Raw genomic sequence first — 15,927 nt, forward strand, 5'->3', positions numbered from 1 at the left:
CCAATCCGATCGTGTCGGCTTCACCATGGTCACATAGTCGCGAGCGTCCTGATGACGGCAAGCCCGGCGATCGCGGAAACGGTTTCGGAACCCGATCCCCATTCGGTAGTGTCAAAGATCTTTCGCACTTTTGGTTTTCACGCGACGACGGCTCCTCGGGTTTGATCCGCGAATAGCGGAGTCATGTTCATGTATTTGCGCGTCGACCATTGGGGTCTGGTAATCTGATGCAGGGATAGACTTGGCAGCCTGAGGTGCCACAGCGGCAAGCGCAGTCAAGGCGGATTCAGGCGCTCGACTCAAGACTGGTTGTGATCATCTATCGGAGCCTTTCGTCACGCGCCTCCTTGAGCGTTTTTCAACGCAGCCATTTCAGACTGGCATTGAGAGTGGTCACGACGACGGAAGTGAACTGCGCGATGAATGCCCCCAAACGAGGGCATCGAATGTGCCAAAATGGGTTCGCGGGAACCCGGAAGAGGGGGCATTCACCGGAGTATCTCAGCCACCGTGGCTGTGCTTGCCGTCCAGAAATTCCGGTCCTTCCAGTTCGCGCAGTACCCGTGTGATTTCTCTGTTGTAGCGCGCGCGCTTGGCCATCTCGAGACTGGCATAGAGCAGCCGCTCCGCTGGCAGTGGCCGGCCGCGATGCAGCAGCGACAGGGCATAGGTCGTCATGGCGCTGTTGAGGCGGAGATTCATAGCGTTGCGCCGGGCGATCGCTATGGCACGCGCCAGCAGCTTGCCAGCGGTCGAGGCCTCACCGTTTTCCAGCAGGATGCGGGCGCGCAGATGTAGCGCCTCGCAGGCAAGTGAGGGCGCGCCCATCAGGTCGGCATAGTCCTCGACCTCGCGCAGTCGTTGCATGGCGACCTCGGCTCTCGGCCGCTCCTTGACCGGCGTCAGCATCCTCGTGCGGATTTCTGACAAGACAATGTGGCGGCGAACGTCCTCGTGACCGCCTGTGTCTGCGAACTGACGTGCCTCGCCCAGCAGCAGTAGGGTCTGCTCAGGGTCTCGTGCCGCGGTAAGGCGGGCCTTATGGTTCAAAAACACAGCTGCACCGCGCACGTCGTCATCCTCGCGGCACCATTTGATTGCTTCGTTATACCGGCGCTCTGCCTTGTCAATATTGCCCATCAGGTGGTCGATTAGGCCGAGATAACCTGTGGCGAGCTTGAAGACCCGGTCGCGCCGAGCCGTCTCCGAATCCTGGATTTGGTGCAGCCGCTTTTGCGCGGCGGTGAGGCGGCCGCGCTCGATCTGGACGATCGCGAGATTGAGCGAGATGCGGTTGTGCTGTCGTCCAGTGTCCTCCCGGCCGTCGATGCCGCGGTTAAGCTCGATCGCTTGACGCAGCAGCGCGACCGCGTCGGTGAGGTTGCCTTGCACCAGGCAGGTCAGCCCCGCCTCGTTGTAGAGCCAGACAATCTCGTCGCGGTAGAGCGCGTTCATCTTCGGCCAGTCGAGATCGGGGCGGTAGGCGCGGAAACCGGTCTCAAGGTCGGCCGCTGGGTCTGGATCCTTGCCAACGGCCCCGGCGGTGGCCGTTCTCAGGTCATCGACCTCGAGCAGTTCCCAGGCCTTGCGGATGATCCAGCGCAAGCGAACCTTGTAGGTCTCGAAATAGCCGCGTTTGCGCGCCGCCCGGCTGGCCGGAAGGCTCTTATAGTCCTCGAAGCGCGACACCACGGAGATCGAGAACGTGGAGCGTACCATGGTCAGCGCCGCGCGCAGCGCCTCGACGCGGGTTGTGTGGTTGTCTGTCGAGAAGATCCAGGGCTCGAAGCGCTGCTCCGTGTGCGGGATGTCGGGATATTGCGATAGGCCAACGAGCAGGCCGCGCAGGTATTCGTAGGCCTCATGGGTGAGCCGTGGCAGACCCGCGGGCATTGAGGCATAGAGCGAGGGAGAGAAGCTGTTTATGGCGATCGGGTCGGCCGTGCCGCTGCCAAGCTTGGAAATGCCGTAATGCTGCACGATGCGGTGGAGCGCGAAGCGATATTCGAGCCGCGGCGGCCAATCGCCTGGTCGCTTTGTCTCCTCCTGCGCAGTGCTGCTGGATTTCTGGGGCCGGTTCACCTGCGGATGCGGATGCAACCGAAAGCAAAGGCCGCGTAGCGCCAGCGTGTGCAGCGCCCGCGAGACGGTTCGCCGCCGGCTCACGTTGAACTCGGTCTTGGCATTGCGGAAATAGGCACGGATATCGGGCAAGCGCACGAGAACGTTGGCGCTGACCGGTGAGCCGATGACGGCAAGGCTGCGCAACAGCTTCTGATGCAGTTCGATGTCGTTTTCCGGATCGCCGATTGTGTGGAAGCGGGCGTAGGCGTCGAGCGCGGCCTGCAGCACGGTCTGTTCGCGCTGCTCGACACTGACATTGCGGATCTCGTTGACGGTGTTGAAGATGAAGGCCTCGGCCTTCTCGGCACCCTCGAGCAATGTCTTCTCACGCAGCACAATGCGCTGGGCCGCAGCGAGCAGTAGCGTCATGCAAAGGCGATTTGCGCCGAGATGCCGGCGGATCTCCTGCCATTGGCGTTCGGACGGGTCGGTCGCGGAAATGTAGCGATTGATCAGGATTTCCTTGAGTTGGTTGGCTGCCTCCTCGCCGATCTTCGTCGGGTTGCTGGCGAGGCACGGATTCGAGATCACACACTCGGCGACAGCGATCTCGATATTTCCCCAGTTCGCCGCAAGTTCCTCCGCCAGTTTGTCCGGATCCGGTTGGGACCAGGCTGTGTTTCGTCCGGCAAGGGCCTCTTGAAGGGCGGTGGTCGCCTGAAGGTCCGCCAGGCTTTTGAGCTGCTCTTCCGTTTTGGCGTCGTGCCGGTGCGTGTGCAGCACGAACAGTGCGGTCGCTAGCAGGAAGAAATTGTCGATGAGGAAGTTCGTCGTCTTCATCGGCCGGGCGAAATGGACGAGGTTCGTCTGGTCGCTCGTCGCCTGCCTATCGCTTGACGTGAAGGGGATGCCGGAGGCGACGGCGCGCTGCTGCACGCTCTCTTGGCCGCGAGCATTCATGGCAGGTCGGTCGATGCGAATCGGATGCAGCGCCGGCTCCGGCGGGCGGTCCGGGCTCGCCCGCATCCGCCCTTTCGGCCCTGGTGCGGGCTCGCGCCACAGATTGCCGAGCCCGGTCTCCGCGCCTGTCGCGATCACGTCGATTGGAAGCTGCCTGGCCTCCTCGGACATGAGGAAGGCGAGGATGTCATTGATTTCGGCGTTCTTGGCGCGGCCGTTGCGCTCGATAAGCAGTTCGATGCCATTGATATAGACGAGGACTCGCGGCTGCAATCCGAGTGTGTTTTTGGGGGAGCGAAGAAAGGTTCCGCTCGCCTGGCCGAAGGCTGCAAGCGCCTGACGCAGGTGCAGGGTGCGCTGGAGGTCTGTGCGCGCCGGGGCGGGCTTGCCTGCCCGGCTGCCGTGGTCCGCCGCAGGATCGGCTTCGTCGTGTAGTATTTTGCGAAGCCTTTTTCGTAACTCTTCCGGATCAGAGCCGACATTGGCAAGCTCCTCGCATGTCCGCCGGACATCTCTGGCTAGTTCCTCCAACGCGTCGATCAGCATGTCATAGACCGAGGCGATCTCGGTCGAGAAGCTGAGATTGATGAAGATCGCACCAAAATAGGCCGGTACGATTGGGGTTTCTGAATTGGGCGGGAGCAGCCCGTTCTCCGGCCATGCCGCCCGCATGTAGGCCGAAAGGCCGAGTGCGGTGCTCATCATGGATAGCAAGCAGCCCTTGCCGAGGCCGCGATGGGCAGCGATCGTGTAGAAGCGTCGCCCCGGCCTGAGCAGGCCACCCGTCTCGTCCTTGCAACGCTGTAGGTAGACCGCGCGCAGGAATGTGTCTGCGGCGCGCACGCCGGTGACGTTCAGCTTATTGATATCATTTGCAAGTTTTTCCGGGCCGGCGATAGCTTTCTGATCTGGCCAGGCATCTGCCACGCGTGATTCCGCCTTCGTCATATCCGTGATCACGCTGTCGACGCGGTAACGGATGAAACGCCGCGGTAGCACGAGGTTCTGTTCCGCAAATTCATCGCCAAGGGACGTATCGGCCGCCATCCGCTCGAACTTCGCCAGCCGGTGCGGCGGGCTCTGCTGCCAGCGCTCCCACCACGACCGCCATTCTTTCTCGAGTCCTTCGAGCGAGGCGTTGAGCGATCCGGTCAGCAGCGCACCATAGAGGCCTTCAAGCGCGATCTCCTGGGCGGTGAAGTCGCGCAGCACGGTGCCGAGCTTGGCATTGGCAGGGGGCCCCATCACCACCTGCCGCGTCACATGCGTCAGAAGTTGCAGGTAGAAATCGAGATAGGGCGTGCCGTCCACCTTCTCGTCACCGTGGCGGGCACGTGCGTCCCGCGCCGCCTTCGATGTCTTGTGGCGGACCGGGGTGAAAATCGGGCAAACCAGTCGGGCACGCAGGTTACTATGTGTTTCGACGGGAAATAGATCGTCTTCTTCAAGTTTTTTTCTGCCAAACAATGTAGCGAGAACAGTCTGCTCGCGCCCATTGTGCACGAGCTTTCCGAGGTCGTCTTCGAGGCGTTTGAACAGCGTCGTGCGGTCGTCCAGATTCTTTCCGGTGTCCGTCTTCAAGTTCCGTGGATAGGGCTCTTTCTCGGGGGTGGGGCGACGTCCTCGCGTCCAACGCTTAAGTGCGTCCCGACGATCCTTTGCGATTGCCTTCAGCGTGCCGATAAGGGTCAGGGTCTTGTGCAGCCAGTCGAGATCTTGCGGCGTGCCGTCGATGCTGACCTGGCCGCCGCCGAAGAAGATCGTGTGCACGCCGTAGCGAAGATAGAGGGCGGTGCTTGCCTTGGCGCGCGCGTCTTCGTCCTTTTCGGCCGGCAGCAGCACGATGGAGGTGTATCCGACCTCGCGATCGCGGTCACTGATGAACTGGCGCAGCGGCCGCAGCAAGTCTGCCTCGGTCATGCCAAGGCCGAGAAACAGGATCGGCGCGCCTGAAAAGGCGACCGATATGCCTTCGTCGACCATCTCCCGCATTGCGTCGCGCCGCAGGTAGAGGTCCATGTAGTCGGCTTCCGTCACGACGATCTCTTCGTCGCGGCTTGCCCGGCCGTGCAGATGGAATACCGACGCGTCGACCCCTTCGTCGCTCACCGTGAAGCTGACGAGATCTGATGCGGTCTCGCGGCGAAAGGTCAGATCGCGGAACACACCGCCAAGACTGTCGGCCCGGTGGCTGCGCAGATCCATGTAGCCGCGAGGAAACGGACTTCCGTCGGAAGGCCCGTCGCGACTTTCATGCTCGAACCGTCTGTATCCTGCGTCTTGGAAATAGCGCTCGATCTCGAAGTCGTAATTGGTCGTCAGAAAGCGGCTGATCTTGAGTTTGCGTGCCGTCTTGACGAGCGGGTCGAACCGCTCGGAAACGACCGAACGCCTGGAGCGGAAGTCGGCGGGTTTCACTTCGTCGAAGATCGTCAGTTGGGGAAGGCCTGCATTCGGATTGGTTTCCTTCAGCCTCTCGATCGGGTCTTTCAAAAGGGCAAGGAACATGCCGGCCAGAAAGCGCGAGGACGGCGTCAGGAATGTGTGCTCGTGTCCGGACATCTGGCCAGGATCTGCCGCCTGATCCCTGAGGTTTGCGGTGATGAAACCCGCTATACCCTGCCAGCCGGCCGCCTCGGAGGGCAGGGCCTCGATGATCTTGCGGATGTTCCGGCAGCGGAATGGTGTCAGTACATGGTAGCGTTCGGGTTTCTGGCGGATGCCGGGAATCCGCCGGCTGAGCTTTTCGGTGTTGAGCACATCGAGGGTTCGCCGCATCTCGTCGACGCGCTTTTTACGATCGCCCCTGGGATCCCTCCGTCCGCTCTCCCAGTCGTAGCAAAAGCCGCGCAGCAGGCTGTGTTCAGCGTGGGCTGTCTCGTCGACGAGAAGCATCTTCACCAGATCGGAAAAGGACATCTGCGTCTCGGCCTTGCGGGCCTGCCGGTAGTAGTCTGTCAGGCTGGCTCTGAAGGTCCCGTAGAGCTTCTTATAGGCGGATTTCGAGTTGGCTACCGTTGCACACAGGACCGGCGTCAGGATCTTCAGGCTGTCGACCGGGGCAGCATTGTCGGCGTCGTGCAGACAGCCGAGCGCATTGCGCGCCAGGATCTCTTTCTTGTCTTTGGGCGTGATGTCGCGTTTGTGCAGGAACAGGATCGCCTGCCGCTGGAGCAGGTCGTGCAGCTGCTGAGCGATCTCGAACAGGATCGGCAGGCTCTCACCGCCGGGAAAGCTACCGCTGTCGCTTTTGGTCAGTTCGAAGGTCCGCTTGAGCCTGGTCACGTCCGCGTGCGCATGGTTGACTTGCCGCTGGCGGCTCACCACCCAGCGCGCCACATTGCGGGCGTCTCCGACGGTAAAGTCATTGATCTGGGTCGTGGTTTTTGGATCCGATCCGGCGGCAGATCCACTGGGATAGATGCGCAGGCGCAGGCGCTTGAGGTCGTCGGACGTGTCGCTGGTACCATTTGGCAGCAGTGCTCCTGCCTCGAACGCTTTGGGATCGAGATCCGGATCGACGATGTAGAGGCTCCTTGCGAGCGTGCTCCGGGATTGCTCGACCAGTTTCTCGAAGCACTCCGCCGTGCGCCACACAGCATCGATCTGCACGTCCTGCCATTCCCGCCAGCTCAGCCGGCCGAAGCTTGCCGAAAAGCCCGAGCCGATGAAGGTGGTGAGATTGCGACTGTTGATCGCCTGGAACAGCAGCTGTTTGCCCTTGCCCTCAATCAGGCTCATGTCAAGCGTGTCGTCGATCTGGTGGATCGTATAAGGCCAGTAACGCAGCTGCTCGCGCAACTCCTCGAAGAAGTCGGCCTTTTCCTTGGCAGCCTTCTCGCCGCCTCCCGCCGCCGGTTCTGTCGTCATGCGTCCCCACCCCTGAATGTCTCTCTGCTTCCGTCTGCCAGCGCCTGGTCCGGTCTCAGCTCCCCAGGGCGAGCCGCTGGAAATCACCTGCGTCCACATGCATGCCGAGCTGGTCGGTTTCAGGCAGGTCGGACACGGCATAGCGCGCGGCGCGCGGCCCGAGCGTGCTCATCTGGATGATCTTTTCCATTGACCGCGCGCCATGACGGAAGCTCGGGACCTCTAGAAAGGCGTTGAGGACACCGTCGTCGATCGAGGCCTTGCCGCTGGCCTTGTCGATGATGGACGGGGCGCGCTGTTCCAACATGCTGCGCAACAAGATGGCGCGGCGAAGCACGTGATCACCGTCGCCGCCATCGGCGCCGCGGTCGTCGGGATCAGGGCCGCGCACGTCTATGTGGCCGCTCAGGCGCGAGACGAAGTCCGTGAGCTTCCGCTCCGGTGTGTCGGCGGCCTTGGCATTCAGCTCTGCGAACTTGCGGCTGGTGCCACCGGCGAACACGAACACGCCGGTGCCGATCGGATGGAGTCGCGCGCCCTCACGAAAGGTTCCGTCCTGCATCGGCGCGAGGAAATGCGGCACGAGCGAAAGCCCGTGGGAGTCGAATTCGTCGAAGAAGCAGAGCGGTGTCTTGCCCTTGAGGTTCTCATCACGGATCTCGTGGAAGAAGCCGGGCAGGTCTTCTGCTGTGGCTTCCGACAGGTTGAAGACCTTCACCGAGAGCCCGAGCGGCTCGACCATCTGGTTGATGCCGAACGACTTTCCTGCTCCCGGCGGGCCAAACACCGCAATCGACAGCGGCTTTGTTGCGCCGCGATCCGCCAGATAGCTCCGGACCAGGCGGTTGATGGCACGATATCCCTCGATTTCTGTCCGGTCGACGGTGAAGAACTTTCCGAAGCGGGCCGAGGGGACGCTTGACAACACGCCCAAACCGTCGCGGACGACTTGCCGGGCGATGTTGTCATTCGGATGCGATCGCGGGATCACGACACGCGCGGTCGGATCTGTGGCGACGAGATCCGTTGCGCAGCGATAGCGCGCGATCTGCGCTGCAGTGGGCTTTGGCATTGGAAACTGCAGCTGATCGCCGCGTTCGGTAAGACGGGCCTGGGCGAAGGCACGCTGCCAGGCCAGGGCGTTGAGGACTGACTTGTGCAATTCCTCGCGTGCGAGCGGTTGCCCGGCATCGGCGACGCCACGCGCAAGCGCTGTAGTGAAACTGTTCATCTTGCCGAACAGGTCACCGGCCTGTTCGGTCTCGACATCGCCCTCGGCAAGCGTCGGGTCGAACAGAAGGTCGAGGGGCGGGGCGGAGGTCGTGTTGCGGCTCAGGATCGCTGCAGCTTCAACATCGAACAGCACCAGCACGTGGTCGCAACCCGAGAGAAGCCTCGGCAGTAGCCCTTCGGCCAACGCTGCCTGCTGCGACAGATCCTCGACAATGCGTTCCCACGACAGGCCGCGTGCAAGCCGGACGCCGCTGGCCCTCAGGTTTTCGGCGTTGAGGATAAGAATCCGTGTCGAACCAGCAAGCGCCGCAATCCGTTCCCAAAGAGCACCTTCGCCGAGAGGCAGGTGCATCTTGTGCAGGATCGTCCGCTGGGACGCCGATATGTCGGACAACGGCGGCCCCCAGATGTCTTCGCGCTCGCGCAGGCCACCGCTCGCATCGTTGAGAATGATGATCGGCCAGCTACCCTCGGGGCAGGTTTCCGAGATCCGAGATCGCAGCGCTGCCCGCGTGCTCGCGCGATAGCCCGCAAAGCCGGATATGCGCAACTCGAGCGGCGCTTCGGGGCGGTGCTGGAGGAACTGGCCGGATGCATCGACATAGCGCACATGGGCGAGAGACTCGACATGGGTCACGCTGCCTCCAGTTCGCGCGTCGTCCGTGTCCGGGTCGCTCGGCCTTGTTTTCGGTCCTGCCATTGTCACGTTGAAGCCATGCGCCAGGAGCATCTCACGGGTCATGTGCACCCCACCGCGGCGCGTCCACATCTTCCATGTGCCGTAGTGCGCCCAGTCGGGACTGCTCTGGCCACCGATCGGTGGAATTTCGAGAATGAAATGGTCGGTGGCAGGGTCGCCGAGAAGTAGCGCTGAGCGGGGCGAGGGGTTATTTTCAACCAAGGCATGCACTCCAAAAAACTTGTCCGGCAGGCGAGGTATCGTCCGGTGAATTAACGGTTCTACAATTGCATCCCGGTGGGTCGAGGACAGTCCAAAAAAGTAACTGAGCGTAATTCCAGGATAGATTGCATGTGCGGAACGCAGAAGTAAAGAAGAGCTGGGAGGCGTCTCGACTGATCCGCTCTACGCACTCGTCGCCTAAAAGCCTTCAAATTCTGCCGGTGTTGGGGATGTCGGCGGCTGTCGCCGGCATTCTCGCCCAGCATAACTCAAGCGACCCGACAAGGAAGACAGACATGGGTGCCGACCTGCGCCATTTATGGTCCGATGAACAGATTGAGGAAGCGCTCCAGAAGTTTCGGGAGGAGGATCCCGATATCTATGAGGTTGCTCTAATATGCTCACCGACGCGTGACGCTCTGCTCCTCACCCTCGTATCAGGAGGGTACCTCCCTCAGGGTCCTGCGGACTGACAACCTAAGCGTCATGGTGGGCCGGTTTCGTTGGCGACCGTGCCATCAGGAGGATGGCGGATTAATCCGGCGAAAGGAGGGAGCTTGTGCTGCGGCTTCCATCCGATTGAAATCCATTGCCACAGCGCCGCGGTCCGGGCTCGAATTCATGTGGCGTTCATGTCACGCGGATGGGTTCGAAGATTCTTCTAGTCTATTGAAAACGCCAAGTTTTAACTGCAGGCTCCAAGAGGTCGTTGCGGGCCAGCTGTTGTACGGTTTGAAAGACCGATGACGGGCCGCGGTTTCGGCTCAAATCGCTGCCAATAGACTTTATCTGCGCTCTTTACGGGGCGTCCCGACGCGGCTTGCCGCGTAGGGCAGGATCGCCACAATGAGGAACACCCTCAGCACATGGTGCGCTGCGACCATGGCGGGATCGATCATGAGCGCGAGCGCGACAACACCGAGCTCCGGCGCGCCGCCTGGCAGATAGGCAAGGAACAGCGGTGCGATGTCACCACCAGTGAAGGTCGCGAGGATGAACGCGGCTGCAAGGGAGCCGGCGGCCAGAACAATGCCCACGAGCCCCGCCAGCCAGCCGTCACGCGCGATCTGGCGCAGGGTATACTTGGCAAAGCGAGCGCCGACACCGGATCCGATCACGATCTGCGCCAGGATCGAAAGGAGGATCGGAACATGAACCGTGCTTGTTCCGCTTGCGTGCAGAACCGCTGAAGTGAGCAGGGGCAGCAGGAGCATTACCGAGGGAAAGCGCAACAGTGAGGCGAGATACCAGCTGGCCAGCGCCACAAGGGCGAGCTTGCCGTGCTCCGTGAGGTCAAAGGCCTCGGGAGCGGTGAAGGCTGTTTGGTTCGCTGCCGACAGGTCGAGGCCGGACATCCATTCGAGCAGAAGTGGAGCGGATGCGAGCAGCACCACCAGACGGGCGGTATGGCAAAGGACCACGCGGTTTGCTTCGGTCTTGTAGTGCTCGGCCAGCATTGTCACCACGGACAGTCCGCCGGGCATTGCCGAGAACAAGGCCGTCTCGCGGTTCATGTCTCCCCAACGCCGGAAGACGGCATAGGCAAACAGGCCGAATGCGAAAGACAGAAGCGACATCGCAGCAAGGCTGATGCCCCATGTACCCGCACGCGCGACGACATCGGGGGTGAATCCGGTGCCGAGCATTGTGCCGATGGCCACCATCGCATAGCTGCGCCAGGCCTGTGGCAGAGAAGGGCGAAACGTCGAGACCTGTGTGATCAAGGCTGCCCCGGCAAGGCTCCCGAGCACCCAGGGAAGGGGGAGGTTGAGCAGGAAAAAGACGAAACCGCCCGCCGCCCCGATGCCAATCGTCGCGGCGCCGCGCATGACGGGCGAGGCGAGCATGCTCAACGGCCGGCCTGCTGGAGCTTCCGCCGGCGCAGCGCCTTGAGCAGCGGCGCGCCGACGAGAACCATCAGCATGAACACGAACAGGGCAAGCGCCATCGGCCGCTCGAAGAGATAGTTGAACGGCTGGCCGTTGGAAATCTGCAGGGTGCGCACCAGCTCCCCTTCCATCATGCGGCCGAGCAGCAGACCGATCACCGTTGCCGCGACCGGATAGTCGTTGCGGCGCATCAGCCAGCCAAGGGCCGCGAACGCGGCGACGGTCAGCGGTCCGGCAACCGTACCCGTGATGCCGTAGCCGCCCCAGGCGCACATCGCCAGGACGCTTGGCACCAGATACGCGAGTGGAACCCGCACCACCATTCCCAGAACCCGCAGCATCAGCAGGCCGATGACGGCCAGCAACAGGACCTGCCCCAGATTGCCGAGAATGATCGAATAGACCACCTCGGTCTGGTTGCGAATGAAGGAGGGGCCGCCGACGATGTTGTGAAAGGAGAAGGCGGCGAGCAGCACGGCGGTTGCCGCGCCGCCGGGAATGCCGAGCGCCAGAAGCGCCGTCATCGAGCCGCCTTCCGAACTGCTGTTGGCGGATTCGGCCGCGATAACGCCTTCAGGCGCGCCCTTGCCGAAGATCTCGGGCGTTCTGGATGTCCTTCTGGCCTCGCCATAGGACACCAGATTGGCAACCGAGGACCCGACGCCGGGGATCGCCCCGATCACCGCGCCGATAAGGCTGCCGCGAACAAGTACGCCGGGGTAGCGAAAGGTTTCGCCCACGCCGCGCAGGATCCTGGAAAAAGCGATGTCACGCTGCGCTTCGTCCTGAACCAGATAGGCGCTGCCGCGCAGCCGCAGAAGCTCCGAGGCAGCGAAAATGCCGATCATAGCCGGCACGACCGAAATGCCATCGAGCAGATGCGGATTGCCGACGGAGGTGCGCATGACGCCGGTGGTCGACATGCCGATCTGGCTCAGCATCAGGCCGAAAAACCCCGCAAGCAGTCCCTTTGACAGGCTGCTGTCGTTGAGCGTGGCGATGAGGGTGAGCCCCCACAGGACGACGACGACCATCTCCATGGGGCCGACCTTCAGCACCAGCGCGGCCAGCGGGTTGATGAGCAGGAGCAGCAGGACATAGCCGACAAACGCCCCCACCACCGACGCGGCGAGGCCAAGGCCAAGCGCCTCGTTGTGCTTGCCCTGCCGGGCCATCGGGTAGCCATCGAAGGCGGTGGCGATCGACGAGGATGAACCTGGAATGTTCATCAGGATCGCTGTTACGCCACCTCCGTAAGCTCCGCCGGTGAAGATCGAGGTGAGGAACAGCATGGCCTGCAGGAAGTCCATGCCGAAGGTGACAGGCAGGAAGACGGCCATGGCCATCGATATCTGCAGGCCCGGGATCGAGCCGAAAATCAGGCCTATCAGCAGGCCGGGGACGACCCACAGCCACGGCTCGAAGCTGGCGAAGAGCAGGCCAAAGGCCTGGGAAAGGGCGAAATGGTCGATCATTTCAGAACACCAGCGTCAGCATCGGGTAAGGGAAGAGCGAACCGAACCCCTTGACCAGAACGACAGTGAAGACCGCGGCGTAAAGCGGCGGCTGCCACAGGCCGCGCCCGCCACTCATCACGACCCCGGCCCAGACAAAGACGAAGGTCGCGACATCGAAACCGACATGCGTGAGCGCAAGGCAGAAGGCGCTGAAGCCGGCAAGCAGAAGGAGATCGCCCCATGCTCCGCTCCCGACATCCTCGCGCGCGGGCTTGCGCAACGCGCTCGCAAGAATGACCGGCAGGAGCACGCCAAGCACAGCCGCCACCGGCGCGACCACCACGAGATTGTTGAGCGAGGTGGAGGCGGACACGGCGCTCCAGAGTATGAAGCCTGATATGGCAAGCACAACACCGAGCAATGCGGCATGCGTGGCCGGGAATCTCGTGGTCATGTCCGTCCCTCGCTCCTGCAGGGTCGAGAAAGAAAGCGGGAGCCGATGCTCCCGCTTTGCTGCCTACTCTTTGGTGTCAAAGCGCTTCAGCACTTCGAAGTTGGACTTGATGATCCCGGTGGTACGTTCCGGCCCGAGCCACTCCGTGCCGATTTTCTGCGCCTTGAGGCCGGCGACGAATTCCTCGTCTTCGAGAACAGCCTTGTAGGCGGCGACCATCTTCTGGAAGGCTTCGGGATGGTCCCGCTTGAAGGCCGCGTGAGCCGCCAGGCCGCGCATTGAACCGGCCAGCACGGGGACGGCGGCGAGCCCGTTCTTTTCGAGAGCGGCGTTGAGGGTCGGCGCATCCCAGTCTTCGCTGGGCTCGTCGGCGGCCAGCGCGAGCGGGCGCACATATTCCGCCACCGACAGCGTGCCGTCGGCGGCAAGCACGGTCATGTCGACCTGCCCGCCGGCCACGGCGGTGCGTGCCGCGCCGCCCGACTGGTAGGTCACGACGTTAACGGCACTCTTGTCGACGCCAAAGGCTTCGAGCGCCAGTTCGAGATTGATGGCACCGGTCGACCCCGGAACCACGGAAACCTTCAATTTGCCGGGCTCGGCCTTGGCTGCCGCCATGAATTCGGCAAGCGTCTTGTACGGCGTCTCGGCATTGACCGCGAAGAGGTCGTGATCGTTCCACTGGCCATTGATGAAGGCAAAGTCGTCCAGCGAATAATCCGCGTCAAAGCGCAGGATCGCGTTGGAAATGTAGGGATGGATCGACGTGGCGAGGAAATAGCTGCCATCCGCCGGCATCTGGGAGAAATAGGTATGGCCGACATGGCCGCCGCCACCCTTCTGGTTGACCACCGAGATCGGCGTTCCGAGTTCCTCCTGGAGGCGCTGCGCCAGCGCGCGGGCCGTGCGGTCCGCCGAACCGCCCGGTCCAAGCGCCACGACGAAAGTGATCTTGCGCGGCGGCCAGGCCTCCTCGGCGGTGGCTGCGACGGGCTGCAGCGCTGCGACCAGCGACAGGCCGAGCGCGGCTGCGGCGATTGCGAGTTTTCTCATGGACAAGCGTCCTCCCAGACTTTGTGGTTGTCATATTGTAGTTCAATTTTAAGAGGCCCAGAGTTATCCCGCCCCCACTTCTCATGTCAAGAGATTGAACATTGTTGACATATCGATGATTTTTAAGGATTTTACGGGCTGTCGCGAATTTCGAATTTCGGAAAATCGTCTCCGGAGATGAAAATTGTCAACAATAATGGATAAATCTCGCGGCCTTGCCGCCGAGCGACTGGCTGACGAATTGCGGGAAGATATCCTTGCAGGCCGCCTCCCCTCGGGCGCGCGTCTTGGCGAAGTGGCACTGGCGGAACGGTTCGCGGTGAGCCGGGGACCGGTGCGCGCAGCGCTGAACCTGCTGAGCGAAGCCGGCATTGTGACGATTGTTCCCAATAGCGGTGCGCGGGTGCGCGAGATGGGCCGTGCGGACGCGCGGGCACTTTATGAAATTCGCGCCGCCCTGGAGGCCGAGGCGGCAATGCTCGCGGCCTCCAGGGCGGCGCCTGAAACCGCAGCGCGGTTTGGCGATCTGCTTGATCAGCACGCCGGCGAGATCGCGGCGCATCCGGAAGGCGCCTACCTGCAAGGCGGCGGTGACCGCGATTTTCACATGGTTGTCGCGCGAATGGCCGGGAACCCCCTGATCCTGCGCTATCTGGCACGCGAGCTTTATCCGCAACTCTCGCTTCTGCGCGTCAAGCACCGCAACGTCGTCGGACGCGGGGCCGAGGCACTGAACGAGCACAAGCGCATCGCGACGGCGATCGCCGACGGGGACGCCGAAGTGGCCGGCCTGCTGATGCGCCGGCACATCCGCAACAGCTGGACCGCGCTCGAGGCGCAGCTTTCCGAGACCGCCGGGGAGACGGAATGAGCCAGAAACGCATCCCGGCGGCCTTTATTCGTGGAGGCACTTCCAAGGCGGTTGTCCTGAAGCGCCAGGACCTGCCGGAGGACGAAGCGGCCTGGCCGCATCTCTTCGCCGCGCTTATGGGAAGTCCGGACCCCAACAAGCGGCAACTCGACGGCATGGGCGGCGGAATCTCCTCGCTCAGCAAGGTGTGCGTGGTCGGCCCGGCCAGCCGTGACGACGCCGACATCGACTATACCTTTGCCCAGATCGGCGTGGACAGCGATACCGTCGACTTCAGCGGCAATTGCGGGAACATGAGTTCCGCCATGGGACCTTTCGCCTATGACGAGGGCCTGGTCGAAGGGCCGCGGGACGGCGAAGCCATGGTTCGCATCCACAACACGAATTCCGGCAAGATGATCCTCGCCCGTTTTGCCGTGTCGGCCGGCCGCGCGATCGTGACGGGAGAGGCGACCGTTCCCGGCGTTCATGGCACCGGCGCGCCGGTCGCGCTGGACTTTCTCGATCCCTCCGACACGTTCGGGCGGGGCGCCCTGCCTGACGGGCAGGCCTCGCACGTGCTGACGCTCGAGGATGGCCGCAAGGTGCGCGTGACAATGATCGACGCCGCCGTTCCCTCGGTCTTTGTTGCGGCAGGCGAAGTTGCCGGCGACACGTGCAGCCATCCCGGCGCGATCGACGAGGACGCGGCGCTGATGGCGCGGCTTGAAGACATCCGGCGGCAGGCATCTCTCATCATGGGGCTGACGACCGATCTCCAGGCGGCGGCGGAGCGCATCGCGACGCCGAAGGTGGCAATGATCGGCCCCGCCGCCGCCTATAAGGACCTTTCAGGCGAAACCCATCCGGCGGAGGCCCAGGACCTGCAGATCCGCATGATCTCGGCCGGCCAGGCGCATCGGGCGGTTCCGGTGACCGGCGCGCTGGCTCTTGCCTGCGCCGCCGTGGTTGACGGGTCCGTTGTCAACGCCTGCATCTCGAAGGGCGCCGATCCGTTGAACCTGCGCATCGGCACGCCGAGCGGCATCGTCACCGTGGGGGCGACGCGCGACCCCGAAAGCGGCGTCATCAGCGTCGCGCGCATCCTTCGCACCCAGCGGCGCCTGATGGACGGACACATCTACGTGCCGCACCCCGCCGCAAACCCCTTTGCCCAACAGGACTGACGAAAGAGA

The 15,927-nt window shown here is 62.7% G+C and carries 8 protein-coding genes; 2 read left to right on the forward strand and 6 right to left on the reverse strand.

Annotated features, from left to right (window positions below; translation table 11 throughout):
• Positions 1 to 501 precede the first annotated feature (501 nt).
• The 6 genes from RBB46_RS16135 to RBB46_RS16160 all read right to left on the reverse strand — a co-directional run bounded on the left by RBB46_RS16135 (position 502) and on the right by RBB46_RS16160 (position 13,881).
• Positions 502 to 6,894: an SIR2 family protein gene (locus RBB46_RS16135; protein WP_306030050.1), complete on the reverse strand. Its 6,393-nt coding sequence runs from the start codon at positions 6,892 to 6,894 to the stop codon at positions 502 to 504.
• A gap of 55 nt (positions 6,895 to 6,949) precedes the next feature.
• On the reverse strand, positions 6,950 to 9,028 hold the full coding sequence (locus tag RBB46_RS16140; RefSeq protein ID WP_306030051.1) for a hypothetical protein: 2,079 nt from the start codon (positions 9,026 to 9,028) through the stop codon (positions 6,950 to 6,952).
• A gap of 785 nt (positions 9,029 to 9,813) precedes the next feature.
• The gene (locus RBB46_RS16145; protein WP_306030052.1) at positions 9,814 to 10,857 is read right to left on the reverse strand and encodes an AbrB family transcriptional regulator; all 1,044 of its coding nucleotides are present in this window, start codon (positions 10,855 to 10,857) and stop codon (positions 9,814 to 9,816) included.
• A 20-nt stretch (positions 10,858 to 10,877) separates the two neighbouring features.
• The gene (locus tag RBB46_RS16150; RefSeq protein WP_306030053.1) at positions 10,878 to 12,392 is read right to left on the reverse strand and encodes a tripartite tricarboxylate transporter permease; all 1,515 of its coding nucleotides are present in this window, start codon (positions 12,390 to 12,392) and stop codon (positions 10,878 to 10,880) included.
• A gap of 1 nt (position 12,393) precedes the next feature.
• A complete protein-coding gene (locus tag RBB46_RS16155; protein WP_306030054.1) occupies positions 12,394 to 12,828 on the reverse strand; it encodes a hypothetical protein in 435 nt (144 codons plus the stop codon).
• Between the two features lie 63 nt (positions 12,829 to 12,891).
• On the reverse strand, positions 12,892 to 13,881 hold the full coding sequence (locus RBB46_RS16160) for a tripartite tricarboxylate transporter substrate binding protein (protein WP_306030055.1): 990 nt from the start codon (positions 13,879 to 13,881) through the stop codon (positions 12,892 to 12,894).
• Positions 13,882 to 14,077: 196 nt separating this feature from the next.
• On the opposite strand from RBB46_RS16160, the gene RBB46_RS16165 reads away from it, so the two are divergent.
• Together RBB46_RS16165 and RBB46_RS16170 are read left to right on the forward strand one after the other, a co-directional pair.
• Positions 14,078 to 14,752 (forward strand): GntR family transcriptional regulator, encoded by a 675-nt coding sequence (locus tag RBB46_RS16165; protein WP_306030056.1) that lies wholly within the window; start codon positions 14,078 to 14,080, stop codon positions 14,750 to 14,752.
• Positions 14,749 to 15,918, forward strand: a complete 1,170-nt coding sequence (locus tag RBB46_RS16170; protein WP_306030057.1) for a PrpF domain-containing protein — start codon at positions 14,749 to 14,751, stop codon at positions 15,916 to 15,918. The genes RBB46_RS16165 and RBB46_RS16170 overlap by 4 nt, the downstream gene beginning before the upstream one ends.
• Positions 15,919 to 15,927 lie beyond the last annotated feature (9 nt).

This window comes from Stappia sp. MMSF_3263 (assembly GCF_030733745.1).
Classification (GTDB): Bacteria; Pseudomonadota; Alphaproteobacteria; order Rhizobiales; family Stappiaceae; genus Stappia.

Bases quoted from the DNA above. Each gene is read 5' to 3' on its own strand.
- RBB46_RS16170 (WP_306030057.1), top strand. From the start codon at position 14,749: ATGAGCCAGAAACGCATCCCGGCGGCCTTTATTCGTGGAGGCACTTCC.
- RBB46_RS16160 (WP_306030055.1), bottom strand. From the start codon at position 13,881: ATGAGAAAACTCGCAATCGCCGCAGCCGCGCTCGGCCTGTCGCTGGTC.
- RBB46_RS16145 (WP_306030052.1), bottom strand. From the start codon at position 10,857: ATGCGCGGCGCCGCGACGATTGGCATCGGGGCGGCGGGCGGTTTCGTC.
- RBB46_RS16135 (WP_306030050.1), bottom strand. From the start codon at position 6,894: ATGACGACAGAACCGGCGGCGGGAGGCGGCGAGAAGGCTGCCAAGGAA.
- RBB46_RS16165 (WP_306030056.1), top strand. From the start codon at position 14,078: ATGGATAAATCTCGCGGCCTTGCCGCCGAGCGACTGGCTGACGAATTG.
- RBB46_RS16155 (WP_306030054.1), bottom strand. From the start codon at position 12,828: ATGACCACGAGATTCCCGGCCACGCATGCCGCATTGCTCGGTGTTGTG.
- RBB46_RS16150 (WP_306030053.1), bottom strand. From the start codon at position 12,392: ATGATCGACCATTTCGCCCTTTCCCAGGCCTTTGGCCTGCTCTTCGCC.